This is a genomic window from Microbacterium sp. TS-1 (assembly GCF_000509385.1).
Lineage (GTDB): Bacteria > Actinomycetota > Actinomycetes > Actinomycetales > Microbacteriaceae > Microbacterium > Microbacterium arborescens.
This window is the reverse complement of the sequence record NZ_BASQ01000001.1, coordinates 847434-873266: the sequence shown is the minus strand read 5'-3', so window position 1 is coordinate 873266 and position 25833 is coordinate 847434. Positions and strand designations below refer to the sequence as shown.

Genomic DNA, 25833 nt, shown 5'->3' with positions numbered 1-25833 from the left:
AACCTGAAGCGCGTGTCTGATGAAGCCCTGACGACCGCCCCCATGGCGCTCGATCCCGCGTTCGAGAACGTGTGGGACGAGCTGGTGTGGCGCGGTCTCGTGCATGTGTCCACCGACCAGGAAGCGCTGCGAGAGGCGCTCGGCGGAGACCCGATCACGTATTACTGCGGCTTCGACCCGACGGCGGCATCCCTGCACCTCGGTCACCTCGTGCAGCTGCTCACGCTCCGCCGTCTGCAGCTGGCCGGTCACAAGCCCCTCGGTCTCGTCGGCGGCTCGACGGGCCTCATCGGCGACCCGCGTCCGACTGCCGAGCGCACGCTCAACTCGCGCGAGACCGTCGCCGAGTGGGTCGACCGTCTGCGCGGTCAGATCGAGAAGTACCTCAGCTTCGAGGGCGAGAACGCCGCCCGCATGGTCAACAACCTCGACTGGACGGCGCCGCTGTCGGCCATCGACTTCCTGCGCGAGATCGGCAAGCACTACCGCGTCGGCACGATGCTGAAGAAGGATGCCGTCGCCGCCCGTCTGAACTCGGATGCCGGCATCAGCTACACCGAGTTCAGCTACCAGATCCTGCAGGGTCTCGACTTCCTCGAGCTCTACCGCCAGTACGGCTGCACGCTGCAGACGGGTGGATCGGACCAGTGGGGAAACCTCACCAGCGGCACCGACCTCATCCACCGCGTCGAGGGCACCTCGGTGCACGCGTTCGGCACGCCGCTGATCACCAACAGCGACGGCACGAAGTTCGGCAAGAGCGAGGGCAACGCCATCTGGATCGACGCCCAGCTCACGAGCCCGTACGCGTTCTACCAGTTCTGGCTCTCGACCGCGGATGCCGATGTCGTCGAGCGCCTGAAGGTGTTCACGTTCCTCAGCAGCGCTGAGATCGCCGAGTACGAGCGCCTCGTCGCCGACGAGCCGTTCCGCCGTGCCGCTCAGAAGCGTCTGGCGTTCGAGGTCACCGCGACGGTGCACGGAGTGGATGCGACGGCGAAGGTCATCGCGGCATCCGATGCGCTGTTCGGCCAGGGCGACCTGACCGCTCTCGACGCTGCCACGCTGCGCTCGGCTCTGCAGGAGCTTCCGCACGCCACGGCGTCGGCCGGTGCCTCGGTCGTGCAGCTGCTCGTCGACACCGGGCTCGTGGGCAGCCTGTCGGAGGCCCGTCGGGCCATCGCGCAGGGCGGCGTCTCGATCAACGGTGCGAAGGTCGACGACGAGTCGGCCGTCGTCGTCGGCGACCTGCCGGGCGGTGTGGCCGTGTTGCGGCGAGGCAAGAAGACGCTCGCGGGCGTCTTCGTCGAGGACTGACCCGACCGGATGCCGTTCACCCCGAGCCACGCCGTCGTCGCGCTGGCGGTCGTTCGCACACCGCTCGTGCCGGCGGCGGTGGCTGTCGGGGCGATGGCTCCGGATCTGCCGTTGTTCGCGCGCGGGATCGGCATCAGCTATGCGCAGACGCACGCGTACCCGTGGCTGACGGTCGTGATCGCGGGCGTGCTGCTGCTCGCGTGGTGGCTGCTGCTGCGCCCGGCGGTGCGTGAACTCGCGCCGGACTGGCTGTCGAGACGGCTGCCGCCGGCGTGGGATTCCAGGGGTGGCGACGCGCTGCGAACGGTCGTGCCGGGGTCGGGGCGCGGCCGGTCGGTCGCGGTCACGGTTCTGCTGGTCGTGGTGTCGCTCGCTCTCGGCGTGCTGAGCCACATCGCCTGGGACGCCTTCACCCACGAGGGGCGCTGGGGCGTCGAGCTCTTACCCGCGCTGGCCGAACGCTGGGGACCGTTCCACGGCTACCGGTGGTTCCAGTACGCATCGAGCGCGCTCGGCCTGCTCGGGCTCGCGGTGGCGGGGGCGTTCTGGTTGCGGAAACGGTCGTCGGCTCCGGTGCGGCGGGTGCTGCCCGGCGCCGTGCGGGTGGTCTGGTGGGTGTCGCTGCCGGTCGCGCTTGTCGCGGCGTGGCTGATCGGTCTTGCCGCGTACGGACCGCTCACGACGGAGTGGACTGCGCAGCACCTCGCGTACCGCGTGCTGCCGCCCGCGTGCGCCATCTGGGGAGTGGTGACGCTCGTGCTGTGCGTCGTCGTGCAGGTGCCGCGCCGCCGCGCCGCGCGGTGAGTGACGCGGGGTAGTTGTCGAGGCGATCAGTGATCGCGTGCCCGAGGCGTGGATCAGTCGACTCCGCGCAGTCGGTCGATCTCGCGGCGTTCGCGTTTCGTCGGTCGGCCGGCGCCGCGGTCGCGGACGGCGAGCATCGCCATCGGCTCGCGCGGGGGAGTGCGGTCTTCCAACGCGGTGGCGGCAACGGGCGCACCGACGCGCTTGGTGAGAGTCTGTCGGACGACGAGGATGCGGTCGAAACCCGCGATCCGCACTCGTAGCTCGTCGCCGGGCTTCACCGACTGCGACGCTTTGACCTTCTCCCCGTTGACCCGGACGTGACCGGCGCGGCAGGCCGTGGTCGCCGCTGAGCGGGTCTTGTAGATGCGGACCGCCCACAGCCACGAGTCCACGCGGACGGGGGCATCGGATGCGGTCATGCGTTCCATTCTCGCCGAAGCGTCACGGGTGCTCTCCGGTGCCCGTCTCGTGGGTGTCGGCGAGGTCGAGCGAGACGACGGCGACGTGCGGCTTGGGGCGCGCGACCTCGCGGAAGCCCGCGCTGAGGAACGTGGACAGAGCGCCGTGGTACAGCTCGTTGGACGTCACCTTTCGCCCCGCATCCGGGTCAACGGGGTACGCCTCGACCACGCGTGCGCCGTTCTCGCGGGCGAAGGCGATCGCGGCATGGAGAAGCGCCGCGTTGAGGCCCGAGCCGCGATGCTCCTTGCGCACCGCGAAGCAGCTGACGGCCCAGACATCCGCGTCGTCCCAGGGCTCTTCGGTCGCGCCGGCGTAGGCGCGTGTCTTGCTCAACCGGATCTGACGGGTACGCGGGCCGACACGCACCCAGCCGGCGGCATCACCGTCGACGTAGGCGATGAGTCCGGGGGAGGGCGCGGCATCCACTTCGCTTCGGAAGGCTGAGGCACGGCCGTCGATATCGGTGCGCTGGAAGTCGGCGTTCGTCATCGTCCACCACTGGCACTGACACTCGTGCCCATCGCCGCCGCCGCTCATCGCGTGCTGGGCATCGCTGAAGCTGCCGGGCGTCACCGGCACGATCGTCGTCTCGCTCATGGCCAGACGGTACTGCCCGCCCCCGACACCGGGCAACGATCGGTCGTCGCAGAAGCCCCGCAACGCGCCCGGGTGCGCCGGTTCGCGAGCGGGCTCAGGACCGGTTAGGATAGGGGAGTTGTCCGCGTGCGGACAGCGGACCGGGATGTGGCGCAGCTTGGTAGCGCACTTGACTGGGGGTCAAGGGGTCGCAGGTTCAAATCCTGTCATCCCGACAAAAAAGGCCCGGATTCCTGCTGGATCGCAGAAATCCGGGCCTTTCGTCGTTTCGTGCTGGTCCCGAACCGTCGTGTTCATGCACGACCAGCTGATGCCAGGAACCCGAAGGGCTGCGCGTTCGGCAAGCGCGTCGATGAGAACGGCCGAGGTGCACTGTTCGACCAGCCGACGGCCGACGGCGCCGAGATCGAAATGAAGTATCTCTGGATCCTGCTCTACAACGAGCGCGACGGCATGGTCTATCTGGAGCTGTCCCGCGCGAAGTCGACGGCCGGCAAGGGGATCGACAGCTGGCTTGACCGCATCATCTCCCGCCGCTTGACCTCGCGCTCGGCGCTTTCTCGTTCAATGAAGACGAGGTCTGCTAAACCGACCTCGGGCGTGCGCGAAAAACATACATGCTTGTATGTATGTTTTGGTTCTGCCAGGGTGAACCTCACCGGCAGGGTGCCGGCCCAACCTCACTCACAAGGAAGTGGTTCACATGAAGACGAAGTTCAAGAAGGGTTTCGGGGCGGTCGTCCTCGCGGCGTCTCTGGCCGTCGGCGGTGCGCTGAGCGCCGCCCCGGCTTACGCAGGACAGAGCGGCACGTGGTTCGCCGGTCCCTTCAACGCCAGCGCGGAGCACGATGTGTGGGGCGGCACACAGGGGCTGTCCTTCGCCAAACACGGCTGCAAGACGGCCACCTCGGGCTGGACGACCAGCGGCGGATACGCGTGGGCAGCCTGTGGCGTGGACACGGGTAGCTACGCCTACAACTCGTTCAGGTGATCGCCTGAGTGGGCTGAGCTGAACGGAGGCCGGGGGTCGCATCCCCGGCCTCCTCTGTTGCCGGCGGGAGGCGAAGGGTGCCGACGAGGCCGCCTTCCTGGCGCGGTTCCAGTTCGAAGGTACCGCCATGCTGACGTGCGATGCTCGCAACGATCGACAGCCCGAGTCCGTGCCCGGTGACGTCGCCAGCGCGTGTCTGGGCGCCGCGGCTGAACGGCTCGAGCAACTGTGCGACCTCTTCGTCCGTGTAAGCGCATCCATCATTCGCGAAGCGGGCGGTCACGGCCGTGGGCGACGCGGTGACTTCGAAGGTCGCATGCCCGTCGGCTGGGGCGTACTGAGCGGCGTTTCGCATCAGATTGTGCACGGCCTGGGTGAGCAGTGTCTGATCCCCGTCGACGATGGCGACCTGGTCAGCTCTCACCTCGAAGCTGACGCCACGGGCCGCGAAAGCCGGGGCGAGGTCGTCGGCGAGGATGCGGACCACCCCTGCGACGTCCACCGGGTAGCGCCTGTCTTCGGGCAGGCGCCGGGTCTGAGCGAGCAGAAGGAGGGCGTCGATCGTCTCGTCCATGCGGGTTACGTTCCGGAGGGACCGGTCGACATCCTCGTCATGGGCAATGCGGCCGCCGATCGACTCCAGGGACGTCCGTACGACGGCGAGTGGGGTGCGCAACTCGTGGGAGGCGTTCGCGGCGAACCGCTCCTGCTGGGCGAAGGCGTCACTGAGCTGGCTGAGGGTGTCGTCGATCGTGTCGGCGAGGTCCTTGATCTCGTCATCAGGCCCGCGGAGGGCGAGACGCTCGTCCAAAGTGCTGGCGGTGATGCGCCGGGTGTGCTGGGTGATGTCGGAGACGCGGCGCAGGGAGGCCCGCGCTGCGCGATAGGTGAGGAAGGTGCCGAGGGCGGTGATCAGGGCGAGTGCGGAGCCGGTGACGGTCATGGTCATCGTCTTCGCCTGGTTGGTGAGTCGGAACACGGCTTCCACGACCTCCGGGGCGGAGGAGGCTCCGTTTTCGGGGACGACGGTGATGCTCGAGGAGGCGACAGAGGTCAGGGACGCCCAGACCGCGACGAAGACCAGAACCGAGATCGCGGTGAAGATCGCTGCGGACCGCACGGCGATGCGCGCGGCGAGAGAGCTCCTGCGGGACATCAGCTTGTCTCCAGCCGATACCCGAAACCGGGGTCATGGACGATGAGGTCGGGAGCGAGCTTGCGGCGCAGCGAGTGCATCGTCACTTTCACGACGCTGCGGGAGATGTCGTCGGGGGCGTCCCAGGCGACGTCGAGTAGGCGTTCGACGGTCAGGTGCCGTCCCTCGGCGCGGGCGAGTGCCTCGATGACGGCGAATTCCTTGGGGGAGACACGGATGCTCCGGCCGTCGAAGATGACGTTACCGCGGGCTCGATCGACGGTGAGCGCGCCGACGGTGATCTCATCCGAGATGGGCGCGGTTCCGCGCCTGCGGAGCGCCCGCAGGCGTGCGGCGAGCTCCTCGTACGCGAATGGCTTGGTGAGGTAGTCGTCTGCGCCGAGGTCGAGCCCGGTGACGCGATCGCGCACGGTGGTCAGCGCGGTGAGCATGATGATGGAGATGTCCTGACCGGAGGTGCGGATCTCGCGGCAGACGCTGTCTCCGCTCATGCGCGGGAGGTCGCGGTCGAGGATGACGGCGTCGAATTCGTAGTCGATGAGGCGGTCCAGTGCCTGGACGCCGTCGTACGCGGGGGTGATCGTATATCCGTCGCGGGCGAGAGACATGGTGATCGCTGCGGACAGGTCGACGTTGTCTTCGACCAGCAGTATTCGCATCGCGTGCTCCCTTCCTCAGGTACATACGCAGTCTTCCCGGAGGCGGTTAGGGCCAGGTTAGGAGAGCGCTAACCGTACCGAGACCCGCCGTGGATAGACCGGTAACACCACGGCAATTCAGAGGAATCGGAGCGTTCTCATGCGAACAACCACAGCATCAACGCGGGTCGTCACCGGCATGGTGGCACTCGTCCTCGCAGGCTCGGCGCTGGTCGCCTGTACCTCCGGAGTGGACGGCGAAGGTCAGGCTGCTCCGGAAGGCGAGCGTCTGGCGGGTAGCTTCGAGGAGCTCTTGGAGCAGTACCTCGAAGGCGAGGAGAACCCGTACGTCATCGACGTACTCACGAGCGCCATCGACACCGGCGGCATCACGCAGGCTCAGTATGACGAGGCGCATCGCATGTACACCGAGTGCATGGTCAACGCCGGCTACGAGGAGGAGCACAAGCGCCTCGCCTCCGGCATCATCCAGATCACGCCCCCGGAGATGTCCGCTGAGGAAGCGCAGAAGTACATCGACACCGCCGGGGAGTGTGCCGACGAGCTCGCGCCGATCGAGGCCCTGTACCGAGCGCAGCAGGGCAACCCCGACCTGCTCAGCAACGGCGAGGAGATCGTCGTGGCCTGCTTCAAGCGCAACCAGGTCGTCGAGGCCACGTACACGACCACCGACCTCGCCGAGGACCTCGAGAACCGCTTCGAGGAAGCGGAGTACGACCCGAACGACGCCACCGTGCAGGAGTGCTTCTCAGCAGGCGGCTACGCCGTCGCATTCGAGGAGGAGGAGCAGTGACGTCCCGCCGGACGGCCTCACTGATCGCTGTGACCACACTGGTGGTTATCGGCGCGGCAGGTTCCCTCGGGTACGCGCTCCGACCAGTCCCGGAACCCGAGCTGCTGCGTGCAGGCAGTGAAGAGACATCGGCGCCGGTGGTCGCGCAGACCTTCGACGACAGTCGGCGCGTGCAGGTCAAGCTCGTCAGCGGCGCCGACCAGACCCTCGCCATCCAGACGTCGGGCACTCTGACAGCGTCCTGGTGCCGCGACGGGGGGGAGGTTACCTCGGGCACCGTCGTCGCGCACGTCGACGAGCGCCCCCTCATCGCACTGCACACTACGGTCCCGCTCTACCGCGACCTGTCCGTCGGGGACGACGGCGCCGACGTGGCCGCGCTGCAGACCGAGCTCATCCGCCTGGGCCACCTCGACGCGGAAACCGTGGATGGGGAGTTCGGCAGCCGCACCGGACGGGCTCTGCAACACCTGAGGGTAAGAGCCGGAGTCGAGGAGGGCGAGCGGTTCGCTGAGCGCGCGGAGTTCATCTGGCTGCCGTCGCCGCAGCTGACCGGCATCGCATGCGCCGTGAAAGTCGGCGACGCCGTCTCGCAAGGGAGTGCCATCGCAACATCCCGCGGGGCCCTCGAACGCGTGACGGTGCAGTCTGTCCCCGACAACCTCACGCCCGGCGACCGGACGATCAAGATCGGGTCGGTGCGGGGCCCTCTCGATGCGCAGGGAACCGCCTCCGACCCGGCCTTCCTCGCCCAGCTCGCCGGCGATGAGCGGCTGATCTCCGGCCTCGCCGAAGATCCCGGGGCGACTGTCACCGCGACCATCGCGCTCGCGTCGCCGATCGACGCCTATTCCATTCCCGCCGGCGCGCTGATCTACGACGGTGACAGCAGCTGCGTCAAGACAAGCGCCGGCACCGTGAGGACAGAACTTCTGGGCTCCTCCCTCGGCGCGGCCGTGGTCGCGTTCGAAGGCGAAGTGCCGGAGAGCGTCGCGATCGGGAGCGCGCTGGAAGGGGTGCACTGTGAATGACGGGCGTGCGGTGCGCGCCATCGGGCTCGGGCACGGCTTCCCCGGCACACCGCTGCTGTTCGAGAGCCTCGATTTCGAGGCGCGCCCGGGCGACGTGGTGGGACTGTGCGGTCCTTCCGGGAGCGGCAAGTCCACGCTCCTATCCATCTTCGCCGGGTGGGAGACGCCATCGATGGGTCGGGTAGAACGCGTGCGCATCACGCGCACCAGCTGGGTGTTCCAGAACCCGCACGGCGTCGCGCACCGGAAGGCGATCGACCATGTCGTCTTCCCGTTCCTCGCCGCGGGAAGCACGCGCGGCGAGGCCGTCGAGCTCGCTCGTCCGATACTCGCGTCGTTCAAGCTGACCGCCGTCGCCGACCGCTCCTTCCGAGAGCTCTCCGGAGGGGAGGCGCAGCGCCTGATGCTTGCCCGCGCCGTCGCGACCAGGCCCTCCCTGCTCCTTGTCGACGAGCCGACGGCGCAGCTGGACCTCCGAACCTCGGAGACCGTGAACCAGACCCTCGGTGCGGTCGCGCAGGAGGGCGCCATCGTCCTCATTGCCACGCACGACCCGGGCACACGGGATGCGTGCAACCGCGTCATCCAGCTCGAGGACTACGCCCCCACGAGGGGGGTGGCCGCATGAAGATGCGCAGCATCGCCTCCGAGGTCCTGCGGAACGTCGTCTCCGGGACCGCGCACGTGCCGCTTCTCGGTCTCCTGCTCGCGCTGACGGCGGGGCTCGCCGCGGGGGCGGACGTCGCGGCCGTCCACGGGCTGCAGAACCAGGCCCGTACGTTCATCACCGGCGGCGGGGCGACCCGCATGCTGGTCGCGGAGGACAGCGTCGACCGCGCCCGTTGCGAATCCCTCGACTGGTACCGGAGCGTGCAGGCCTCCGGTGCATTGCGTCAGGCCGAAGACCTGCCACTGGACGCGCTCGCCGGCGCCGGGTTCCCTGTGTACGAGGTGACAGCCGGGTTTGCAAGCCTGCTCGACATGAAGTCCGCCTCCGAGGGTGCTTGGGTCTCGGAGCCTCTCGCGGAGTCCCTCGGGGTCGCCACCGGTTCGACCCTCGCCACGGATGGCCGGGACCTCAAAGTCGCCGGCATCTTCGCCTACCCCGACGACGGACGTGACGCTCGCCTGGAGTACGCGATTGTCATGCCCGTCGAGGGTGCCGGGGTCTTCGACGAGTGCTGGATGCGCGCCTGGCCTCAGGGCCCCGACGACGATGGCCTCCTCCGCCAGGCGCTCGCGTCCGAGGCAAGCACCGGGACCGAGGTGTCGCTGACTCAGCTGAACCGCAGCATGGGTACGAGCTTCACAGGCACAGCGATGTTCGACGACCGCCTCACCCGATGGGCGCCCGCGGTCGCCGCGGCCGCGGGGCTGCTCATCGGGTTCGCCGCCGTACGCGCCCGTCGCCTGGAGCACGCTTCGGCACTGCACGCCGGCCAGTCACGCGGCGCGCTGACCTCGACAGCGATCCTCGAAGCCGTCGTGTGGTCTCTGGCCGGCGCCGTCTTCGCAGGAGCAGTCATCTACCTCAGTGCAGGAGCTCTCGCCCCGGAGGACGTCGCCTGGGTCCCGGCCGCCATGCTGCCGTCGCTGGTCGCGAGCTTCGGTACGGCGCTCGCGGGCGTTTTCCTCGGGACTCTCACTGTGCGCGAAGCGGACCTGTTCCGATTGTTCAAAGAGCGATGAACGCCGTCAGATCATCGCGCGGCTGTCGGCGAGAGCGACGCAGTGAAGGCCTCGTATCCCTCGTCGGTGGCGATCCCCCGGATCGCAAGCGAGCTGACCTCGCGAATACGCTCGTCGAGGTCGGCCCAGCGCGTGGCGATGGCGGAGATCTCCTGCACGCCGACGAAGGTGGCCACCACGAACCGGGAGGCGGCTTCGATCTCGACGTCGGAGCGGACTTCGCCTGCCCCCTGTGCGCGCAGAAGGAACTTCCCGATGGCGTCGTTCCACATGGTGAACGACGCGCCCAGGAACTCCGGGAACTCCTCAGGAGTGTGGGAAGTGAGGCGAAGCCCCGCCTGCACCGTGACATCCGCGCGCACCAGTTCCGCCAGCCCTGTCGACACCTCGTGCAGGCCGGCGAGACCGCCTCCCGCGGAGCTGAGGACCCGCTCGCTCAGGTCGACCATCATCGCGTGCTCACGTCGGATGATCTCGAGCGCGAGCTCGTGCTTGTTCTCGAAGTGGAAGTAGAAGGCACCCTGCGTGACTCCGAGTGGTTCGATCACATCCGCGATGCGGGCCTTATCGAACGGTATGGTCGCGAAGACCCGGCTCCCGGATTCGAGCAGTGCTTCACGGGTCTCCCCGCTCCGCTGTTGCTTGCCCATATGGGGGCTGACACCTCCGACCGGAATTGGGTTCCCCCACCATGACACTCGCCGCGAGTGGGGTCGCAGGGCCTGGTGAGAACTGCCTACATGGTACAGAGATGAATGTATGACCACTGCCAACGATGCATATGACAGGGGCATGAGCCGGGACGCGAAGGGCCGTTCATGCTACGTAGTCGGCTACCGGTGTGAACTTTGCCGCTGCGCGCCCGGTACGCCGGCGTGGGCGGCATCCGTCGACGGTCAGGGGCGGCAGGAACTCGAAGGTGATCTTCGCCGTGCATGGATATTCGAGCGCCGCCGATGATGACAGAACCGCTCGCGAGAACGTGGACGTGACCGTGCCGCCTCATGACGGTCTCGCCGAACTGAGCGGATAGCTGCTTGTATGTTCTGAGGGGGTTCGAGTCGTGGTGGGGGAAGCTATGGCGAATTCAGTCGCGGTCATCGGCGGGACGGGATTCGTCGGTCGTCATGTGGCGGAAGAGCTCGCGCATGCGGGATTCGACCCGCTCATCCTCAGTCGAGGCCGGAACGCCGAATTGCGATCCGATCACAGGAGTCGCGTCGTCGATATCGCCGACGGGGCGGAATCTCTCCGCAAGGCGATCTCCGGGTCGATCGCTGCGATCAATGCGGCGAGTCACGTCGGAGATGATGCACGGGAGCAGCGCCGCGTGAACGTCGACGGCGTGACGCATACCGCCGAGGCGACGACGTCGCTCGGCATCCCCCTCGTGCACGTCAGCACGGCGGGAATCTACGGTGCACTCGCATTCTCAGGCGGCAGGGAGGGGCAGTATCCGGTTCACCCGGAGTCCGAGCTCAGCGCGACGCGAGCGCGAGGCGACGCGGTCGCATCCGCTTCAGGCGCGTCCGTGCTGCGCCCCCTGTTCATCACCGGAGTGGGGGACGGGCACTTTCTTCTGCGGCTGCTCTCCGCCCACGCCGCGCTCGGAGCATGGATCGAAGACGGTGCCGCCCGGTTGTCGGTGGCATCTGCCGGCCTCGTCGCCCGGGCAGCCGTCGCTGCCGTGCGGCATCGCCTGGAAGGTGGAGCGGGTGCGGTGGTGCATGTCGTGCCGGATCGGCCCGTCGCCGTGAGAGACCTCCTCTCGCCGATCCTCGCCGAGTGGGGGAGACTTCCCTCCCGGTCGCTGAGCGCCGCCGATGCCGGTGCGGCACTCGAGGCGCGCGGTATCCCAGCGCGCAAGGTCGTGCAGTTCGCCCACGACTACTTTCTCTCGTCCGAGCGCCTCCGCGATCTCGTGCCCGATGCGGGAAGCCGCGATGTTCACCTCACCGATGCCGCGCTGTCGTGGTACGTCCAGCACGGGCGGTCGGCGCGCTGAACGTGTGAGCACCGGCCGCGGATCGGCCAGAGGATAATGGGCTCTCGTGCGCAAGGATGAAGCAAACCGCGAGGTCTCGACGGCTGTTCGGCGGACGCCGCAGCAGAGTCGGTCGCAGGAGACCCAGCGCGCGGTGGTCGAGGGGGCCGCGAACGTGTTCGACCGCGAGGGATACGGCAAAGCCAGTCTCTCGATGATCGTCGAGGAATCGGGGATCTCCCAGGGGTCGATGTACTTCCACTTCAAATCGAAGGAGCAGATCGCGCTCGCGGTCATCAACGAGCAGCACGCGCGCTCGCTCCCGTTGTTGACGGATGCCGTCGACACCTCGCCCGGCGTCTTCGAGAGGCTGGTCGCGGTGTCGCGCGCCATGGCGGACCAGCTGCGTCACGATGCCGTCGTGCGGGCCGGAATCCGGCTCGCGATGGAAGAAGGCGCCCTCGGCGCGCCGGCCGGCAACTTCTACCTCAACTGGGTCGAGATGACGAGTGCGATGCTCGCACCTGCGCTGGAACGAGGCGAGCTCACGAGCGGGCTGTCTCCCGAGACCCTCGCGAAGACGCTCATCGGCTTCTTCACCGGTGTGCAGCTCATGTCGCAGGCGATGAGTTCACGTGACGACCTGCTCGCCGGTCTCCGCGATATGTGGCTCTTTGCGGTAGACGCGATGGTGCCCCCCGCGGATCGCGATGCCGCCGTCGCCGCCGTCGAGGCAGCATTCCGGCCCGCCTAACGAGAGTAGGCGAGCGAGGCTGCAGCCTGGAGGCCTCCGGTGCCGCGCGCGACGACGTCGAACACGTTCCACCGCACGGACGCGCGGTCTATCCGTTGGGTTCGGGCGATGCTGACCTCCAGAAAGAGCGGTCCGTGCAGCTGTCGACGCTCGCCGACGTCGAACGACGCGCTCCGCATCCAGATGGAGTTGGCAGACGCCCGATCCAGTCCGTCGCTGCAGTAGATCAGCGCCTGCGCCTGCTGCGCGGAGAGGCGCAGGAGGTCGAGCACGGTGACGACTCTTCGGGCGGGGGGACAGTCGGACGCGATCTCGTGCTGGAACTCGACCGAGCGCCCCGCCTCGATGCGTGTCAACCGGGACTTCCACACGTGCTCCACGGCGCAGTCGGCGGCGAGCTCGACGGAGAGGGGGCTTCCGTCCGACGGTGTCGCCTGAATCAGCGCAGGCGGACGATCCAGGTGCGCGACGGTGCGCATTGCGCCCAGGGTGAGCCGTGCTTCGACGCCCGCCGTGGAACCCAGCGCGCCGAGCGTGCCCGAGACGGGAACGCTCTCGAGTTCGACATCCGCCGTCGTCCCCGCACGAAGACTGACGCTGCGTAAGCGCGGGGGCGTGGGCGAGGAGGAACCGTCGATCGGTGCCGGGTGCGAGCACAGTGCCGCAGTCAGGACGATCGCATCGATGGAGCTGAAATGCGGCGCGGGTGATCTTCCCGTTTTGACCGTCCAGGTCTCGGGATACTCGAGGGCGGCGCGGCCTTCGAGGGCGAGCTGCTGATCGCTGGAGCGCGTCGCAGAGCCGGCGAATGCTCGCGCGACGTGTCGGAATCGGCTCGCCAGGTAGCGCTCGGATGCGGGACCGAGCAGATCGTCCAGACTCGCGCCGACCGCTCCTGAGATGGCAGCTGATCGATGCGAGTAAGCCATGCGGTCAGCTTATTTATGGCACACAGGTAACGCTAGAGCGAGATGGATGCCCGTTCGTGCCATGATTAACTGGTGCGAACGACTTAGTAATGCCGGCGATGATGACCAAGGCAGGGGAGCGACGCGATGAAGGCACTCCGGAAGACGATCCTGGCGGTTGCGATGGTCGGCGGGCTGACGGTGGCAGCGTCCGGATGCGGCGTGATCGACGACACCATCGAAGGACTCACGGCGACCGGTCCGGCGACGCCCGCCCCGCCTGCCGGGGGCGATGGGTCCGAGGGCACCGGCACCGACATCGTGGTGACCGCGATCGTGACGAGCGACGCCGCGAAGTCCGGCGAGATCTTGGTGACCGTCGACGCGCCCCGCGACAGTCAGAGCTTCGCGGAGGACTCGGTCGAGCTGCCGTTCGAGCACGAATTCAGCGTGCCGACGGATGTGGCGTTCCCGTTCCGCGGAAGTCGGATCGAGGTCGACGCGGGACCGGGGGCCACGTGGATCGAATGTCGCATCATCGTCGACGGTGAAGAAGTCGCGACCCACCGTGCCGAGGGAGGCGCTTCGACCGCGGTGTGCGAACGCAGGCTCCAGCTCGGGCCGTCCTGATGGATGTCGGCACCCTCGGAACCCTCGTCGTCCTTGCGTTCGTCGACTCGACGAGCTTCGGCACGCTGCTGATTCCCGTGTGGCTCCTCACAGCTCCGGGACGGGTCCGCGCAGGTCGCGTCGTCGGATACCTCGCGACCGTCGCTGCGGCCTACTTCCTCGTGGGAGTTCTCCTGTATCTCGGTCTCTCCGCGATCGTCACGCGAACGCGAGCCGTATGGGATTCGCCTGGCTTCCTGATCGCGGTCCTCGTGCTCGGCATCGTGCTGATGGCGGTGAGCTGGCTGATGGACACGAAGAAGGCGCGTGCTCGCGCGGCGGAGCGCGCGGCGGCCGGTGGCGGAAGGATTCTGAACTGGCGGAACCGGATCATGGAGGACGGGCGCACGCGCGGGGCGACGCTCGGTCTGGTGAGTCTGGCACTCGTAGCGGTCGTGCTCGAACTCGCCACGATGGTTCCCTATCTCGCCGCGATCGGCATCGTGGCGGCCACAGGCGTCGGCCCGGGCCTGTCGGTGGTGACGATCGCGGGATACTGCGTCGTCATGATCCTGCCGGCCCTCGTCCTCCTGGTCGGGCGGATGGTTGCGCACGATGCGCTCGAAGGACCGCTCACGCGGCTCGATCGGTGGCTCACGCGCAACGCTCAGGCGACGACAGCCTGGATCATCGGCATTGTGGGGTTCCTGCTCGCGGTGAACGCGGTGGCGAATCTCGGCTGGGTCGATATCGGCGCCGGAGCGTCATGACTCCCAGGGCGGTGCCGCAGGATGGACGTCGAAAAATGTCGCAGCGGGTGCCGAGAGGTGCTTCTGTGACCGGAGTTCTGCGGGTGTGATCACATCGACGCCGAGTGACGACAGCACGGCGGGCAGACGACGGTTCCACGCGAACGTCGTGAGCTCGGGGTCGGTCCTCGACAGAGAAGGCCAGCCCATTCCGGAGTTGCTCGACACGACGTAAGCGATGGGCCGGTGGTTCTCCACCGCGTCCGTCACGGCCGCCAGATGCATGCGGAGGGTCGCATCGCCGCAGATCACGAGGGCCTTCTGCGAGCGCTTCGCGCCGAGCGAGCCGCAGAGCGCGGCACCCATGGCCGCTTGCTCGGCAGCGACGACGAGTGACGTCGACGGCGGAACCGTGAGGAAGCGCGGGTCGTAACCCCACATGTCCGTGAGACCGTTCTCGATGCAGACGATGTCGAAGTGTCCATCGACCATGATGCCCTCGATCTGAGCCCATGTCGCGGCCATCTCGGACACGCCCTGCTGCCTGATCGGCCGGGCCCCGCGGAGCGGGGGCGGAGCTGCGGAGGCCACGAGCCCGTCGCGGGCGAGCGCCAAGAACGCCGCTGCGTCGGACGTGACGTCGATCCTCCGGCCGTCGTGGGCCGGGCAGCTGACCTCGGACTCGTCGACCACGAGGAGCGTGGCGCCCTGTTTCGGCGCCCACCTCTCGCGCACGGTTTCCTCGAGCGCTGATCCGAGCGACACGACGACATCTGCCGCCGCGAGCGCATCGAGGCCTTCCGGCGTCGCATAGAGCCCGGCCAGGCCGACGAAGCTCTCGCTCGACTCGTCGATCGCGCCTCGGCCCGAAGCGGTCACCAGCGTCGACGCGCCGAGCTGAGCCGCGAAGGCGTCGAGATCCCCGCCGCGGACGTGCGCCCGCTTCGCGCCCCCGCCGACGATCACCGCGATCCGCGCGCGTTGGGCCGCGGCATCCCGAAGCTCGTCGACCGCCCGCAGAGCGGACATCGATTCCCGTGTTGCCGGGATCGAAACGCTCCGATCGCGAGACCACCGGCGCCGGGTCCCGTCTCCGTGCTCCTCGTCCGACCCCGTGCGCGTGCGCACCACCGCGACCGCCGGCGAGCGGTGGCGGAACGCCTGCCGCGAAGCGGCGGTGATCCCCGCGATGAGATCGGCTGAGTTCTCGATCGTCCTCGTCGGCATCTTCAGGGATCGGCAGATGTCCTCTATCGGCAGATCCTGGAACGCGCCCCACCCTCGCCGCTCCGGTGCGGCCGCCTCGACGACGACCAGCAGGGGCACGCGACCTGACGCTGCTTCGGATAGCCCGAGGAGCGCGTTGACGAACGAGGGCCCGGTCTCGAGGCTGAGCACCGTCAACGCGTCGGGCTGGAGAGTCGCGCGCCCGAACGCGGCGAACGCGGCGGTGCGCTCGTCGCTGAAGACCGACCGCTCGTCGCGAGTGCAAGCGTCGAGGAGGCCCGGTGCGTCGAGCGGCAGGCCGAACACGTGCAGGTCGCCCAGGTCGCGCAGCGCCGCCGCCGCCGGACCCCAAGCGAGTTCCGACGTCACGCGGGGTGTCCCGACAAAGCCGAGGAAGTGACGTCCCAGGTGCCCGAGGGCGTTCTCCGGACGCGGATGATGAGCGCAGTACGCTCGCCGTCGTGGGCGCTGGCGGCGACATGCACGAGGGTGGGGTCGGTGGCTCCCACCGCGAACGCACTGCCGTCGAACCCCGCTTTCGCCAGCAGCCCGAAGGCCCGGCACGCGTCCGCGTTCATGAGCTCGGTGGGCACGACGCGGTAGCCCGGGCTGTATCGGCGTCGCGGGTACTCGACGGAGATCCAGTCGAGGAGCGGGCCGCAGTCGAACCAGACATCGAAATCGTCTTCGAGGTCGGGGCTGTGCAGATGGCACGCGGCGAGGACGATCTCGCCCATCGTCACGTGCCATGACGGGTAATCCAGCGAGACATTCGCCGCGACGGTGTGCTCAGTGGTCATGGCTGTCTCCGATCAGAGGGGAGTCGCTGTTCGTCAGGCTGACGTGCAGGGCGCTGCTCGTGGCGTGCGGGTCGGGTCGCCAGGGCAATTCGGCGGTTCCGTGAGCGATCTCTTCGCCGTCGCGTCGGAGACGCCAGTCGACGATGTAGTCGGGGCACACCGGATTCGTCTCGAGCCTCCGGTGCATCCGCACGTCGACCGTGTCGCCCTCACGTACCGGTAGCTCCGTGCTGCCGAGGGGAACCACGACGGGCAACCAGCTCGACCGAGAGCTCAGGCTGTCGACGGAGTGCGTCCCGATCTTCACCGCCACCGACAACAGCAGTGAGTCCAGCGTCCCCGGACGCGACACCGCCACCTCGGCCGGAGCGGATGCGACTTCCGAGAAGCTCCCGCTGAAATTCGCTGTCTCCACGGTGGTAGGGCGGGACAGCAGGCCAAGCTGGACCTGCCGCCCCACGACGCACAGCCGCACGTCGCCGCAGCCGACGGTCTCCGCGAGCGCACGGCGATAACGATGGGCTTCGCGCGCGAACACGGGCTCGGCGCCCCTCAGCATCCGCCGCCAGCTGAACGCGCTCACGCTCGTGATCCAGCCCTGCGGGACGACGAGCATCCCGGGGTCGCCGATACGTCGGATCTCTCGGCCCACCACCTGCTCAGCCCCTTCGGAGCTGCCGATGGCACCGACGATCTCGCTCACGAGGATCGTGGGGCGGATCTCCGATTCGACATATTCGTCGTAGGAGAGAACATCGATCGATGCATATCGGGGGTCGTTCGCCAGTTCGGCGGTCAGGGCCTCGCGGACGTGGTCCAGCTGCTCGACGGCGACCACTCGGCGCGCGCCGAGCCGTGCCGCGAGGCGTGCCCACGGGGCTTGCCGGCCGCAGCCCAGCTCGACGACGACCGAGTCTGCGGAGACGGCGTCGGTCAGAGTCTCCTCGAAAGCGCGCACCCGAGGCTCATCGTCCATCATGAACTGATAGGCGTCGTCGTCGTAGATGGGGTACTCGCCGATCGACGGCAGAAAGTAGGCGCCCGGTCCGGAAGGCGTGCCGGGGAACGCGGTGCGCGGTGCGTCGAGATCAAGCGTCATGCTGCACCCGGATGACGCGCGGCAGGCGTTCGCCGCGTTCGGACATCAGTGTCGCGTCGACCAACCGGTCGGTGACCGCGGCGAGATCGACCCACCGGCCGGCCGAGACCAAGCGATCGACAAGGTCGGGATCTCGCCGGCGGTAGATGGTGTGGGCGGTCGAAGGCACGACGAGGTCGGCCACGACCGCGGTGAACGAACGGCATGTGCTCGATGCGTCCGCGACGGAAGCCAGCAACGACTCTCCCTCTCGTTTGGTGCGTGCCGTCAGCTCGTACATATCGGGCTCCTCGTCGTCGGGTCGATTCGGCAGATGGTTGTGGGCGTCCGTGGATGTCACGTAGACCACTCCGAACGGAACGCGGTTCGTGTCCGCGATGCCGCGGACCAGGTTCGCGGGCGCCGTGGCGTTGACGGTCCGAGCTCCGGTCGCATCGGGCTCGCTCTCGAGGCCCGCCGCAGCGCACAGGAGCACTGTCGAGATCTTCCCGCCCAGCGCTGCCAGGATCCCGGCGGGCCTGGGCTCGGGCTCGTCGAGGAGGTCGAGCTGCCGCGCCTGCCAGCCCGAGCATCTTGCGGCCAGGCGTGTCGCGCGAGCTCTGCTCGATCGATAGGTGAACACGCCCTCGACGCCGCGGCGGTCGAGTGCACTCACGAGGGACGCGCCGATGCCTCTGCCGCCGCCGACGATGAGGACCGTCATGCCGGCTCGCTCGCCATCGCGCGGGAGGGGAGAGGGGGATACCGCTCCCGAATGCGCGACAGGAGAGTGTTGGCCGGCTCGAAATCCTCTCTCGTGACCATGCCCCATCGCGCGGTGCGCGACAGCGACCCCTGACCGAGATACGACGGCGAGACTGCCGTCTGGCGCGCGACCCCCAGGCGGAACAAACCGTCGAGCGGCCGGTTCTCGACCGAGGTGATCACCGCAAGCGCGTACGCCTCGCGGAAGTCGAACAGCCATGCACCCAACGTGATGGCGGCGTCCAGCCCCGCGCCGCTCGAGAGCGCCCGATCATCCAGCTCGATGCCGATCTGGAACACGCGGGGGAATGTCTGCCGCGAATCGATGCGTCCGACCGGATCGCCGTCGGACAGTCGGTGGATGTCGAATCTACTGTAGTCCTGCGACGATCCCGCCTCGGCAGATCGCCGCAGATACGTCCACTTGCCGTGCAGATGGCTTCGCCAGCTGGTGTCGGGCTCCACGTCGGTTCCTCCGCTGCCGCTAAGCGCTGACCGTCTCGGCGGAGTCGAGGAACCGACGCAGGTCTCCCACGGTCTTGATCTCCGCGGCCACTTCGTCGGCCACAGCCACCCCGAACACCTCTTCGACACGGATGCACAGCTCGAGCATCGCGAGCGAGTCGATGTCGAGGTCGTCGGCGAGGACGGTGTCGTCGGAGACGACGACATCCGCGTAGCTCTCCTCGTTGATCCGGCCGGCCTCGACGCGCACGAAGTCGTACAGTTCCGAGTCAGTCATGGTTCTCTCCTTCTGTTTCGATGATCAAAGCGACATTGCTGCCCGAGAATCCGAATCCGTTGACCAATGCCGCCCGGTGCCGGTCGGACAGATCGAGGCGGGCTTCGCCCTCCGCCTCCGCGAGAAGCCGGATGCTGCCGGGAGCGGCGAGCGGCTCGCGAAGTCCGAAACTGCCCCCGACAGGTACACCGGAGAGAACGCGCACGGCGGTGACGATCGACGCGACACCCGCGGCGAACACCGCGTGACCCACGGCGCCTTTGTTGGCGAGCACGTCGACCGCCAGGCCGTACGTCTCGGCATACCGTGCGATCGCCTGCAGTTCGGCCTGATCGCCCTGCTTCGTGCCCGTCGCGTGCGCGATCACGAGGGTGGGCGCTCGGCCCGCCTTTCGTGCGGATTCGCTCATCACGCGGTATTCCTCGTCGGGGTCCGAGACGGTCTTGCCGCCGATGCTGCGTGCGTGCCAGCCGGTGATGACCGGGTCATCACCAAGAGGAGTCGGGGCGGCCTGGACGATCAACGCGCCGGCGAAACCGTAGACGCGTGTGCCGGCTGCGGCCTGATCGAAGGGGCGCACCTCGGGCGCCCATGCCCGTGCGTCTCGGAATGTGTCCTCTTCGAGCGACCCGTCGATGGAGGATGAGCACACCACGACCGTGTCGGCTGCCCCCGCACGGCAGAGATCGGCGGCCACGCCGGCGGCGACACCGGTCGAAGCGCACGCATGCGAGAGCACCAGCGACGTGACCTCAGACCCGGGGAGCAGTGCCTTCACGTGCCGCTCGGGACTCTCCGGGTAGTAGCGCGAGGTGGCCGGGTCCGCCCCGATGCACTGCGCGCCGACGATGACGACGACCCTGCGACCGATGACGTAGCCCTTGGCCTGAGCCGCGTTGAGCGCGTTGCTGATGCATGCGTCGCGGAGCTCATGCGCGGCGGCATCCGGATCCCATGCGACGTCGTCGCCCACGTCGGCAAGGCCGACGTCGAACCGCTCGCTTCGTGGCGAGCTCACGCTGGTCGCCGCGATGACGGCCCGTGCCGGTGCGGATGTCATGACGCCGTTCCCGCCTGATCGCGCAACCGTCCGAGGGGAACGATCTCACCGTCGATGATCTGAGCTCCGTCGCCCGTGCGCAGCCAGCCGTCGTCGTCCCTTTCGGGCGGATCCACGATCCGGTGATTCACGACCTCTCCGAGGGCGGCGAACGGTGACCGGATCACGAGCTCGCCGTCGCGGATGGTGCACTCGACGCCGTCCAGCGGTCGGCCGCAGCTGCCCTCCGTCGCCGAGGCGTGCAACCCGATCGCGACATTCGGACCGGCCTGGGTGAGTCCGTACCCGTTGGCCAGCGGTATCCCGTTGTCTCGGTAGTGCGCTTCGACGGAGCGAGGGAGCGGATCGCCGCCGACCCCGCGCACGGAGAGGTCGGCGAGGGCATCGAGGACGGCGGGGTCGCGCCGTGCTTTCAGCGCGATGGTCTGCCAGAAGCGCACACCGGCGTCGAAGGTGTCGATGCGACGCTCCAGGATGGCCCGGATCGCCGAGTCGATGTCGAGCGGGTCGAAGACGACCAGCGCGGTGTCGTTGAACAGCGACATCAGCACGACGCTGGTGTAGTACGCCGTCCCCGCGCGAATCGCCATGGCTACGCGGCATCCCGGCCGCACGTCCATCGCGCGAGCCGTAGCGGCGGCGTGCTCTCGGACGCCTGCACGCGCGAATGCGAACATCCTCGGCACGCCCGTGGTTCCGCTGGTGCGCTGGAGCAGCGCCACATCCGACCCGTCGACGTCGAGCCGGGCCTCGCCGACGGGCGCTGATGCGGAGTCGACGAGGATCACCTCATGTCGGTCCCACCGCTCCCTCAACGAGTCGAGCAGCTGGGGTGCCGGGAGCGACGGGTCGATCGCGGTCACACGGCGACCATCGAGTCGGCGCTCAGTGGATAGTGACAGGGGCATGTGCGCGCTCTCCATAGTGGGTTCGGTTGTCGATCAGACCGGCGAGCGAGAGATCGCCGCGGTGAGTCGCGACCGCGACCGCGACCCCGCCCGCTCCCGTCGCCCCGTCGAGGGCAACCCGGCGGCCGAGGCCCCCCGGTGTCAACGGACCATGGGGCGTCTGCACGAGCATCGATCGGAGGTCGGCGAACAGCCCGGCCGAGTCGATCCGGCCCGGAAGGTGTCCGAGACGCGCGTTGACGACGCTCGCGGCGAACAGCAGCCCGGCGGCTCCGGTCATGAGGCCCGGCGCGACGCCCAGGGCTGTCTTGAGCCCGGCGGCGATCCGCTGCCAACGCGGATTCGCCAGTTCGTTCGCCGGGAGGACCGCGGACGCGGCGACGAGCAGCCCGGCGTTGCCCCGGTCGAGGTACGGACGGAACTTCTTGTCTCCGTCCACGAAGTAGAGCGCACGATTGACGACCTGATATCGGCGCCGCTCGCTGTCGATGAGGTCGTACGAGAGACCGGCATCGCCCCCGTGCGACCGGGCCCACAGGGAAAGCGCGAGGGCGATCCCCGGGCCACCGCCCATCAAGCCACGCTGCTCGGCGTCGGGCGACCGCCCGAGGTCGTTGCGCAGCAGATGTCGGGCTCGGGTCTCGAGCTCCTTCCCGACGCGGTCCGCGACGGCCGCGGCACGACCCGACGGTCGCCCCTCGGTGCCGAGGAGAATAGCGGTCAGGATGCCCGACAGTCCCGTGTCCAACCGCGAGCTGAGCGCATCCACCTCAGTGGCCTCGAGGCGGTCCAGGTAGGCCTCCGACCACTGCGCTGCGGTGTCTCTCTCGCCGTGGCGTCGGAGAGCTGCCGGGAGCAGGCCGACTCCGCCGATGAGTCCGAGGTCGGAGACACGCAACGGCCGAGACGGGCCCCCTGCGAGGACGTCGATCAGCCGTTCTTGCGCCGAGCGCACCTCGTCGTCGTCGCGGGGGAGGAAGAGCAGGCTGAGGAGGCCCGATCCGAGGCTTGCGACGGGGCGGTTGTCGAGATTTCCTCGCGGCGAGCGCAGCGGATGCGGCAGACCGACTCCGGTATCCAGGTAATGGCAGCATGCTCTCGCGTAAGCCCGATAGATGTCCGCAGCCGCGGGCGGCGTGGCCGGAGACCCGGCGTGACCGCCGGTGGTCGCGTGCGATGTCGGCGCATGGCCGGAGAAGTAACGTTGCACGCCTGCCGTGAACCTCGATCTCCAGTCGGGGTCGAGGTGCGCCGAGACCACCGGGGGCCAGTAGGCATAGGCCATGAGCCGGTCGACTGCGTCGACATCGCTCCCGGTCGAGTATTCGCGCCGGGTTCCGTACACCCACGGCACTCCGCGGACACCCGACGGCCCCCCGGGGCTCGCCGCTTCGAAGTCGACGAGAGCGACTCCCGCATCCGTGACGAGCACGTTCGCGGGCTGGAGGTCGTTGTGCGTGATGCCTGCTCGCGACAGATCGACGACGAGTTCGCGCAATCGATCGCCGATCGTCGCTACGCGCAGGGAATACGTCGCGGCAAGACCCTGGTACTCGTCGGTACCCCGGTCGATGCCCGCGTACACCGGGCTGTTCGAGGCCACCCATTCGAAAAGCGTGACTCCGTCGACCCTGGTCTCGACCAGGAAACTGCTCGTGCCGATCTCGAAGGTGTCGACGAGCCGCGGGACGCGACCATCCAGCTCGGGGCTGTCGGCCATCGACCGAAGAGTCGCCGCCTCGTCGCGGATCCGCTGCGCCGCGTCGGTGCCATGGCCGTCGAGGCCGATGAAACGGATGCCGCGTTTGATGACCACCCTGTCACCCGTTGCGAGGTCGTCGGCGAGGTAGGTCCCGCCGCCCGCGTGCACCGCGACGGCAGCGCGCACGCGATACCTGTCCGGGAGGGCATGAGGCTCAGCGTCGAAGCGGAGACCGGTCAGCTCGAACAGCTGGTCCTTATCGGCCGCTACCGGCACCACAGCGCGGGCATCAGGCCGCAGCGTCCCGTCGGGCCCCTCGATCAGCGCCTGTCCCCATTCGTTGAACTCCGTCGCATCCGAGAACTCGAACGCGCCGAATCTGCAGTGGATGATCGTGTCGCTGAGGGAGTGGTCGCCGGCGACAGGAGGCCCGGAACGCGGACCGAGCGCCCTCCGGAGCGACACGAGGCATCTGGCCAGGTCCTCGGGTCGCGGGTAGAGCACGATCGCCTTACCGGCATTCGCCCGTGGGGCGTTCTTGGAGTACAGCGCCCACAGGAACTCGCGTCGCGCGACGTGCTTCAGTGTGAGCTCGAACTCCTGCGCGACCCGCTCGGCGATGGCGAGGACCTCGTCGAACTCGTCGAAGCACGGGGCGAGATGGATCTTGAAGCCCTGGGCGGGCAGCGGGCGGCGCCCGCGTATGACACGCCAGATGCCCCAATCCGACGTCGGATCCGGCGATCGCTGTCCCAGAGGGCCGAAGAACCGCGGGTCGATCGGGAAGTCCTGCCCCTCGGGGCGCCAGAGAGTGATGGGAGCGGTCATCACGGGGTCTGCGAGGTCGTCGAGGTATGTCATGGCTGAGTCACCATCCCTTCCAGTTCGGGCCACAACTCCCACAGCGGCGGCGGCACGGATCCGGGCGCCGCGCTCGCGAGGCTCTCCCCGACGACCGGCTCGACCATCCGATACCGAGGCACGGACTCGATGCGCTGCCGCGCTGCCGTGTACAACGGATGCGCGACGATCCGCGGTGGTAGCGACGGGCAGAGAACCGTCGTGCATTCGCCCGTCGCGATAGCGGCCACCGACGGGGTGTCGAAGGCGAGCAGGCTGACGCGCATCAGATAGTTCACGGTCGCCGGGTAGACGAGGATCACATCGCTCGACTCGCCCAGTTCGACATGGTGCAGGTCGGCGGTCGAGAACGACTCCCAGTCGTCCTGTATCACCGGAACCCGGGCGATGCTGCGCAGCGACAGGGGACTCACGAACTGCGAGGCGGAGCGGGTCATCACGATGCGTTCGAGACCGTGCGCCTCCCGGCGACGTAGCCAGGAGAGGTACATCGGCAAGTGCGCGGCGGAGACAGCCCCCGTGGCGACCATGGTCACGCGCACAGTTCCCTCCTCAGCGTGTGGAACACACTGACGGGTCTGCCTGTCGTCATCCCGTCGACCGTGAGCCAGGTCGCGTCCGCACCGTAGCCGCCGAAGGGCCGCAATGCCGCCTCGTGGTGAAACGGCGTAGACGACGGGCACAGCCGGTAGGCGTCCGGCACCGGCCCCCCGGCGCCGCCGTAGAGGCTGAGGTACATCTCACTGCCCGCATAGGGTGCAGCGGCGAAGGTCTCGAGGAGACGCTCCCACGATGAGAACGTCACGACGTTGAAGACGGGGGAGAAGAGCTCGGTATGCGAGGCCTCGGCGAGGTCGCTCGTCGTCACGGTTGTCGGAACGAAATCGGGCGAGTCGCAGTCAGGACCCGACCATGTCGTCCGATCCGCCATCTCGGCGAGGAACTGTCGCCCCTGCGTCGCGGTTCGTTCGTCTGGGCTCGGAGCATGCGCGATCGTGCCGGCGGATCTGCGATCGGTTATCTCGAGCAGCGTCAACCGGGCGGTCAGCCGCTCGTGGAACTCCGCGTACACCGACTCGTGTACGAAGACCGAGTCCGGAGCCAGGCAGTCGGCGCCGGAGTTGTACAGGCGCGCGAAGACGAGGTCGTCGCTGGCTTTCGAAAGATCCGCCCCGGGCATCACGATGGCCGGATTCAGCGAGGACCCGAATCCGATGAAGGCCCGATGCGACGTCTGCGCCTCGACACGGCGGCCGTTCTCGCTCCGTCCCGTGAAGATCAGCACGTCCTCGGCTGAGGAACGCGAGGTGAAATCCCGCTGCGATTCGTCGCGAAGGTGGGCGCTTCCGAAGCGGTCGAGCCCGGTCAGCTGCCAGAGCTCGGTGACCAGACCCGAGAGCGCCGCGGGCGGTCGCGCCTGCACCGGGAGCCCGAGGGAGAGAGGGATCAGGCAGTGCAGGGCGATCGAATACAGAAGATTGTTGCGCGGCAGAAAGGTGTACACCGTTGCGGGGTGGCTCTGGCGCCGAGCCGGAACGCTCGCGAGCCGTTCGAGATTCCGTGCGAGCCGGAGAGACTGCGCCAACTCGATCTCGGCGCTGTGGAGTGTGCATTGCTCGGTCAGCCGGTGAAGCAGTCGCGGCGCATTGCGGATCAGCGACTGCTCGAAGCTGCGCTCCACCGAGACATCGAGATCGCCGGGAACGTCGAGCGCGTCGAGCGTCATCGTCCACCGCCGGGGACGGAGTAGAGGATCAGATCCCAGCGCTCGCCGTAAGCGAAGACGGCCTTCTCCAGGACGCCCTCCCGGGTCATCGACTGTGCGGCTGCGTGCACGATTGCCGCGTTCCACGCCGGAACCCAGGCTTCGAACCGGTCGGCCCCGCGCATCCGGGCCCCGGCCGCGGCTTCCGTCAAGGCGGATGCCACCCAGCCGGGCGCGTCATGTCCGTCGGGGATCGCGACGAAGCATGTGGCGGTCGGGTGCTCGGGCGCGAGCGAGAAGCCGACGTGGCACGCGTCGTCGTCCGTGACGGCCACCAACCCACTGTCCAGGAAGTTATCGACGGCCACGTCGTCGAACCATGCCGGGACGCCGATCGATGCCGCGGTGTTCGGGGCATGGAGCACGCGGGTCAATGCGTTCACGAAGACCTCCTCGTCGAGGGGAAGCGGAGCGGGCGG

29 protein-coding genes and 1 tRNA gene are annotated in these 25833 nt (G+C 68.2%); 12 read left to right on the top strand and 18 right to left on the bottom strand.

Annotated elements, in window-relative coordinates; translation table 11 throughout:
• The first annotated feature begins 42 nt into the window (after nt 1-42).
• Complete coding sequence (tyrS, locus tag MTS1_RS04130; RefSeq protein ID WP_023951697.1) at nt 43-1317, top strand: tyrosine--tRNA ligase; 1275 nt, start codon at nt 43-45, stop codon at nt 1315-1317.
• 9 nt (nt 1318-1326) lie between these two features.
• Nucleotides 1327-2121, top strand: coding sequence for a DUF4184 family protein (locus MTS1_RS04125; RefSeq protein ID WP_023951695.1), 795 nt, complete (start codon nt 1327-1329; stop codon nt 2119-2121).
• A gap of 53 nt (nt 2122-2174) precedes the next feature.
• On the opposite strand, the gene MTS1_RS04120 is transcribed toward MTS1_RS04125, so the two are convergent.
• Complete coding sequence (locus MTS1_RS04120) at nt 2175-2543, bottom strand: RNA-binding S4 domain-containing protein (RefSeq protein WP_023951692.1); 369 nt, start codon at nt 2541-2543, stop codon at nt 2175-2177.
• A gap of 22 nt (nt 2544-2565) precedes the next feature.
• Complete coding sequence (locus MTS1_RS04115; RefSeq protein ID WP_036304621.1) at nt 2566-3183, bottom strand: GNAT family N-acetyltransferase; 618 nt, start codon at nt 3181-3183, stop codon at nt 2566-2568.
• Between the two features lie 141 nt (nt 3184-3324).
• Between MTS1_RS04115 and MTS1_RS04110 the strand changes: the two genes are divergently transcribed.
• Nucleotides 3325-3398: transfer RNA gene (locus MTS1_RS04110), tRNA-Pro, on the top strand.
• Between the two features lie 488 nt (nt 3399-3886).
• Nucleotides 3887-4174, top strand: a complete 288-nt coding sequence (locus MTS1_RS04105; protein ID WP_023951689.1) for a hypothetical protein — start codon at nt 3887-3889, stop codon at nt 4172-4174.
• Here MTS1_RS04105 and MTS1_RS15995 read toward each other — a convergent pair.
• Together MTS1_RS15995 and MTS1_RS04095 are read right to left on the bottom strand one after the other, a co-directional pair.
• Nucleotides 4167-5117, bottom strand: coding sequence for a HAMP domain-containing sensor histidine kinase (locus tag MTS1_RS15995; protein ID WP_158497456.1), 951 nt, complete (start codon nt 5115-5117; stop codon nt 4167-4169). The two genes, MTS1_RS04105 and MTS1_RS15995, sit on opposite strands and share 8 nt — an antisense overlap.
• A 212-nt stretch (nt 5118-5329) precedes the next feature.
• Nucleotides 5330-5989 carry a response regulator transcription factor gene (locus tag MTS1_RS04095; protein ID WP_023951685.1) on the bottom strand — a complete coding sequence of 220 codons (660 nt, stop codon included), beginning with the start codon at nt 5987-5989 and terminating at the stop codon, nt 5330-5332.
• Between the two features lie 139 nt (nt 5990-6128).
• On the opposite strand from MTS1_RS04095, the gene MTS1_RS04090 reads away from it, so the two are divergent.
• The 4 genes from MTS1_RS04090 (at nt 6129) to MTS1_RS04075 (ending at nt 9502) form a co-directional block, all read left to right on the top strand.
• A complete protein-coding gene (locus MTS1_RS04090; RefSeq protein ID WP_023951683.1) occupies nt 6129-6782 on the top strand; it encodes a hypothetical protein in 654 nt (217 codons plus the stop codon).
• A 371-nt stretch (nt 6783-7153) separates the two neighbouring features.
• Nucleotides 7154-7813, top strand: a complete 660-nt coding sequence (locus MTS1_RS04085) for a hypothetical protein (RefSeq protein ID WP_144083363.1) — start codon at nt 7154-7156, stop codon at nt 7811-7813.
• A complete protein-coding gene (locus MTS1_RS04080; protein ID WP_023951679.1) occupies nt 7806-8441 on the top strand; it encodes an ATP-binding cassette domain-containing protein in 636 nt (211 codons plus the stop codon). Before MTS1_RS04085 ends, MTS1_RS04080 begins: the two co-directional genes overlap by 8 nt.
• Nucleotides 8438-9502: a hypothetical protein gene (locus MTS1_RS04075; protein ID WP_023951678.1), complete on the top strand. Its 1065-nt coding sequence runs from the start codon at nt 8438-8440 to the stop codon at nt 9500-9502. The genes MTS1_RS04080 and MTS1_RS04075 overlap by 4 nt, the downstream gene beginning before the upstream one ends.
• Nucleotides 9503-9513: 11 nt before the next feature.
• Here the strand turns inward: MTS1_RS04075 and MTS1_RS04070 are convergent, their stop codons facing one another.
• Nucleotides 9514-10152, bottom strand: a complete 639-nt coding sequence (locus MTS1_RS04070; RefSeq protein ID WP_023951677.1) for a TetR/AcrR family transcriptional regulator — start codon at nt 10150-10152, stop codon at nt 9514-9516.
• Nucleotides 10153-10580: 428 nt separating this feature from the next.
• On the opposite strand from MTS1_RS04070, the gene MTS1_RS15990 reads away from it, so the two are divergent.
• Both MTS1_RS15990 and MTS1_RS04060 read left to right on the top strand, forming a co-directional pair.
• Nucleotides 10581-11507, top strand: coding sequence for an NAD(P)-dependent oxidoreductase (locus tag MTS1_RS15990; RefSeq protein WP_023951676.1), 927 nt, complete (start codon nt 10581-10583; stop codon nt 11505-11507).
• 46 nt (nt 11508-11553) lie between these two features.
• Nucleotides 11554-12240, top strand: a complete 687-nt coding sequence (locus tag MTS1_RS04060; protein WP_023951675.1) for a ScbR family autoregulator-binding transcription factor — start codon at nt 11554-11556, stop codon at nt 12238-12240.
• Here the strand turns inward: MTS1_RS04060 and MTS1_RS04055 are convergent.
• On the bottom strand, nt 12237-13169 hold the full coding sequence (locus MTS1_RS04055) for an AvrD family protein (RefSeq protein WP_023951674.1): 933 nt from the start codon (nt 13167-13169) through the stop codon (nt 12237-12239). The genes MTS1_RS04060 and MTS1_RS04055 overlap by 4 nt on opposite strands.
• 126 nt (nt 13170-13295) lie before the next feature.
• Between MTS1_RS04055 and MTS1_RS04050 the strand changes: the two genes are divergently transcribed.
• Together MTS1_RS04050 and MTS1_RS04045 are read left to right on the top strand one after the other, a co-directional pair.
• Complete coding sequence (locus MTS1_RS04050; RefSeq protein ID WP_023951673.1) at nt 13296-13778, top strand: hypothetical protein; 483 nt, start codon at nt 13296-13298, stop codon at nt 13776-13778.
• Nucleotides 13778-14527, top strand: a complete 750-nt coding sequence (locus MTS1_RS04045) for a GAP family protein (protein WP_023951672.1) — start codon at nt 13778-13780, stop codon at nt 14525-14527. Before MTS1_RS04050 ends, MTS1_RS04045 begins: the two co-directional genes overlap by 1 nt.
• On the opposite strand, the gene MTS1_RS04040 is transcribed toward MTS1_RS04045, so the two are convergent.
• From MTS1_RS04040 to MTS1_RS03985, 12 genes are read right to left on the bottom strand one after another with little or no spacing between them, the layout of a single operon-like run.
• Nucleotides 14522-16102, bottom strand: a complete 1581-nt coding sequence (locus MTS1_RS04040; protein WP_023951671.1) for a thiamine pyrophosphate-binding protein — start codon at nt 16100-16102, stop codon at nt 14522-14524. The genes MTS1_RS04045 and MTS1_RS04040 overlap by 6 nt on opposite strands.
• Complete coding sequence (locus tag MTS1_RS16580) at nt 16099-16533, bottom strand: hypothetical protein (protein WP_023951669.1); 435 nt, start codon at nt 16531-16533, stop codon at nt 16099-16101. The genes MTS1_RS04040 and MTS1_RS16580 overlap by 4 nt, the downstream gene beginning before the upstream one ends.
• Complete coding sequence (locus MTS1_RS04030) at nt 16523-17632, bottom strand: hypothetical protein (RefSeq protein ID WP_023951667.1); 1110 nt, start codon at nt 17630-17632, stop codon at nt 16523-16525. Before MTS1_RS04030 ends, MTS1_RS16580 begins: the two co-directional genes overlap by 11 nt.
• Nucleotides 17622-18335 carry a dehydrogenase gene (locus MTS1_RS04025; protein WP_023951665.1) on the bottom strand — a complete coding sequence of 238 codons (714 nt, stop codon included), beginning with the start codon at nt 18333-18335 and terminating at the stop codon, nt 17622-17624. Before MTS1_RS04025 ends, MTS1_RS04030 begins: the two co-directional genes overlap by 11 nt.
• Nucleotides 18332-18841 (bottom strand): hypothetical protein, encoded by a 510-nt coding sequence (locus tag MTS1_RS04020; protein ID WP_023951663.1) that lies wholly within the window; start codon nt 18839-18841, stop codon nt 18332-18334. The genes MTS1_RS04025 and MTS1_RS04020 overlap by 4 nt, the downstream gene beginning before the upstream one ends.
• 19 nt (nt 18842-18860) lie before the next feature.
• The gene (locus MTS1_RS04015; protein WP_023951661.1) at nt 18861-19118 is read right to left on the bottom strand and encodes an acyl carrier protein; all 258 of its coding nucleotides are present in this window, start codon (nt 19116-19118) and stop codon (nt 18861-18863) included.
• Entirely contained in the window at nt 19111-20178 is a 1068-nt protein-coding gene (locus tag MTS1_RS04010; RefSeq protein WP_023951659.1) for a 3-oxoacyl-ACP synthase, read from the bottom strand. Before MTS1_RS04010 ends, MTS1_RS04015 begins: the two co-directional genes overlap by 8 nt.
• A complete protein-coding gene (locus MTS1_RS04005) occupies nt 20175-21041 on the bottom strand; it encodes an AMP-binding protein (RefSeq protein WP_036304619.1) in 867 nt (288 codons plus the stop codon). The genes MTS1_RS04010 and MTS1_RS04005 overlap by 4 nt, the downstream gene beginning before the upstream one ends.
• A 22-nt stretch (nt 21042-21063) precedes the next feature.
• Nucleotides 21064-23649, bottom strand: coding sequence for a phosphotransferase (locus MTS1_RS04000; protein WP_023951655.1), 2586 nt, complete (start codon nt 23647-23649; stop codon nt 21064-21066).
• Nucleotides 23646-24191 (bottom strand): flavoprotein, encoded by a 546-nt coding sequence (locus MTS1_RS03995; protein ID WP_023951653.1) that lies wholly within the window; start codon nt 24189-24191, stop codon nt 23646-23648. Before MTS1_RS03995 ends, MTS1_RS04000 begins: the two co-directional genes overlap by 4 nt.
• Nucleotides 24182-25375 (bottom strand): aldehyde dehydrogenase family protein, encoded by a 1194-nt coding sequence (locus tag MTS1_RS03990; RefSeq protein WP_023951651.1) that lies wholly within the window; start codon nt 25373-25375, stop codon nt 24182-24184. Before MTS1_RS03990 ends, MTS1_RS03995 begins: the two co-directional genes overlap by 10 nt.
• Nucleotides 25372-25797: a hypothetical protein gene (locus tag MTS1_RS03985; RefSeq protein ID WP_023951649.1), complete on the bottom strand. Its 426-nt coding sequence runs from the start codon at nt 25795-25797 to the stop codon at nt 25372-25374. The genes MTS1_RS03990 and MTS1_RS03985 overlap by 4 nt, the downstream gene beginning before the upstream one ends.
• Nucleotides 25798-25833 lie beyond the last annotated feature (36 nt).

Coding starts and splice junctions, on each gene's coding strand:
- MTS1_RS04055 (WP_023951674.1), bottom strand. CDS start 13,169: ATGGCTTACTCGCATCGATCAGCTGCCATCTCAGGAGCGGTCGGCGCG.
- MTS1_RS04010 (WP_023951659.1), bottom strand. CDS start 20,178: ATGACATCCGCACCGGCACGGGCCGTCATCGCGGCGACCAGCGTGAGC.
- MTS1_RS04090 (WP_023951683.1), top strand. CDS start 6,129: ATGCGAACAACCACAGCATCAACGCGGGTCGTCACCGGCATGGTGGCA.
- MTS1_RS04115 (WP_036304621.1), bottom strand. CDS start 3,183: ATGAGCGAGACGACGATCGTGCCGGTGACGCCCGGCAGCTTCAGCGAT.
- MTS1_RS04120 (WP_023951692.1), bottom strand. CDS start 2,543: ATGACCGCATCCGATGCCCCCGTCCGCGTGGACTCGTGGCTGTGGGCG.
- MTS1_RS04000 (WP_023951655.1), bottom strand. CDS start 23,649: ATGACATACCTCGACGACCTCGCAGACCCCGTGATGACCGCTCCCATC.
- MTS1_RS04070 (WP_023951677.1), bottom strand. CDS start 10,152: ATGGGCAAGCAACAGCGGAGCGGGGAGACCCGTGAAGCACTGCTCGAA.
- tyrS (WP_023951697.1), top strand. CDS start 43: ATGGCGCTCGATCCCGCGTTCGAGAACGTGTGGGACGAGCTGGTGTGG.
- MTS1_RS04075 (WP_023951678.1), top strand. CDS start 8,438: ATGAAGATGCGCAGCATCGCCTCCGAGGTCCTGCGGAACGTCGTCTCC.
- MTS1_RS16580 (WP_023951669.1), bottom strand. CDS start 16,533: ATGACCACTGAGCACACCGTCGCGGCGAATGTCTCGCTGGATTACCCG.
- MTS1_RS15995 (WP_158497456.1), bottom strand. CDS start 5,117: ATGACCGTCACCGGCTCCGCACTCGCCCTGATCACCGCCCTCGGCACC.
- MTS1_RS04015 (WP_023951661.1), bottom strand. CDS start 19,118: ATGACTGACTCGGAACTGTACGACTTCGTGCGCGTCGAGGCCGGCCGG.
- MTS1_RS03990 (WP_023951651.1), bottom strand. CDS start 25,375: ATGACGCTCGACGCGCTCGACGTTCCCGGCGATCTCGATGTCTCGGTG.
- MTS1_RS04125 (WP_023951695.1), top strand. CDS start 1,327: ATGCCGTTCACCCCGAGCCACGCCGTCGTCGCGCTGGCGGTCGTTCGC.
- MTS1_RS04030 (WP_023951667.1), bottom strand. CDS start 17,632: ATGACGCTTGATCTCGACGCACCGCGCACCGCGTTCCCCGGCACGCCT.
- MTS1_RS04050 (WP_023951673.1), top strand. CDS start 13,296: ATGAAGGCACTCCGGAAGACGATCCTGGCGGTTGCGATGGTCGGCGGG.
- MTS1_RS15990 (WP_023951676.1), top strand. CDS start 10,581: ATGGCGAATTCAGTCGCGGTCATCGGCGGGACGGGATTCGTCGGTCGT.
- MTS1_RS04095 (WP_023951685.1), bottom strand. CDS start 5,989: ATGCGAATACTGCTGGTCGAAGACAACGTCGACCTGTCCGCAGCGATC.
- MTS1_RS04045 (WP_023951672.1), top strand. CDS start 13,778: ATGGATGTCGGCACCCTCGGAACCCTCGTCGTCCTTGCGTTCGTCGAC.
- MTS1_RS04025 (WP_023951665.1), bottom strand. CDS start 18,335: ATGACGGTCCTCATCGTCGGCGGCGGCAGAGGCATCGGCGCGTCCCTC.
- MTS1_RS04105 (WP_023951689.1), top strand. CDS start 3,887: ATGAAGACGAAGTTCAAGAAGGGTTTCGGGGCGGTCGTCCTCGCGGCG.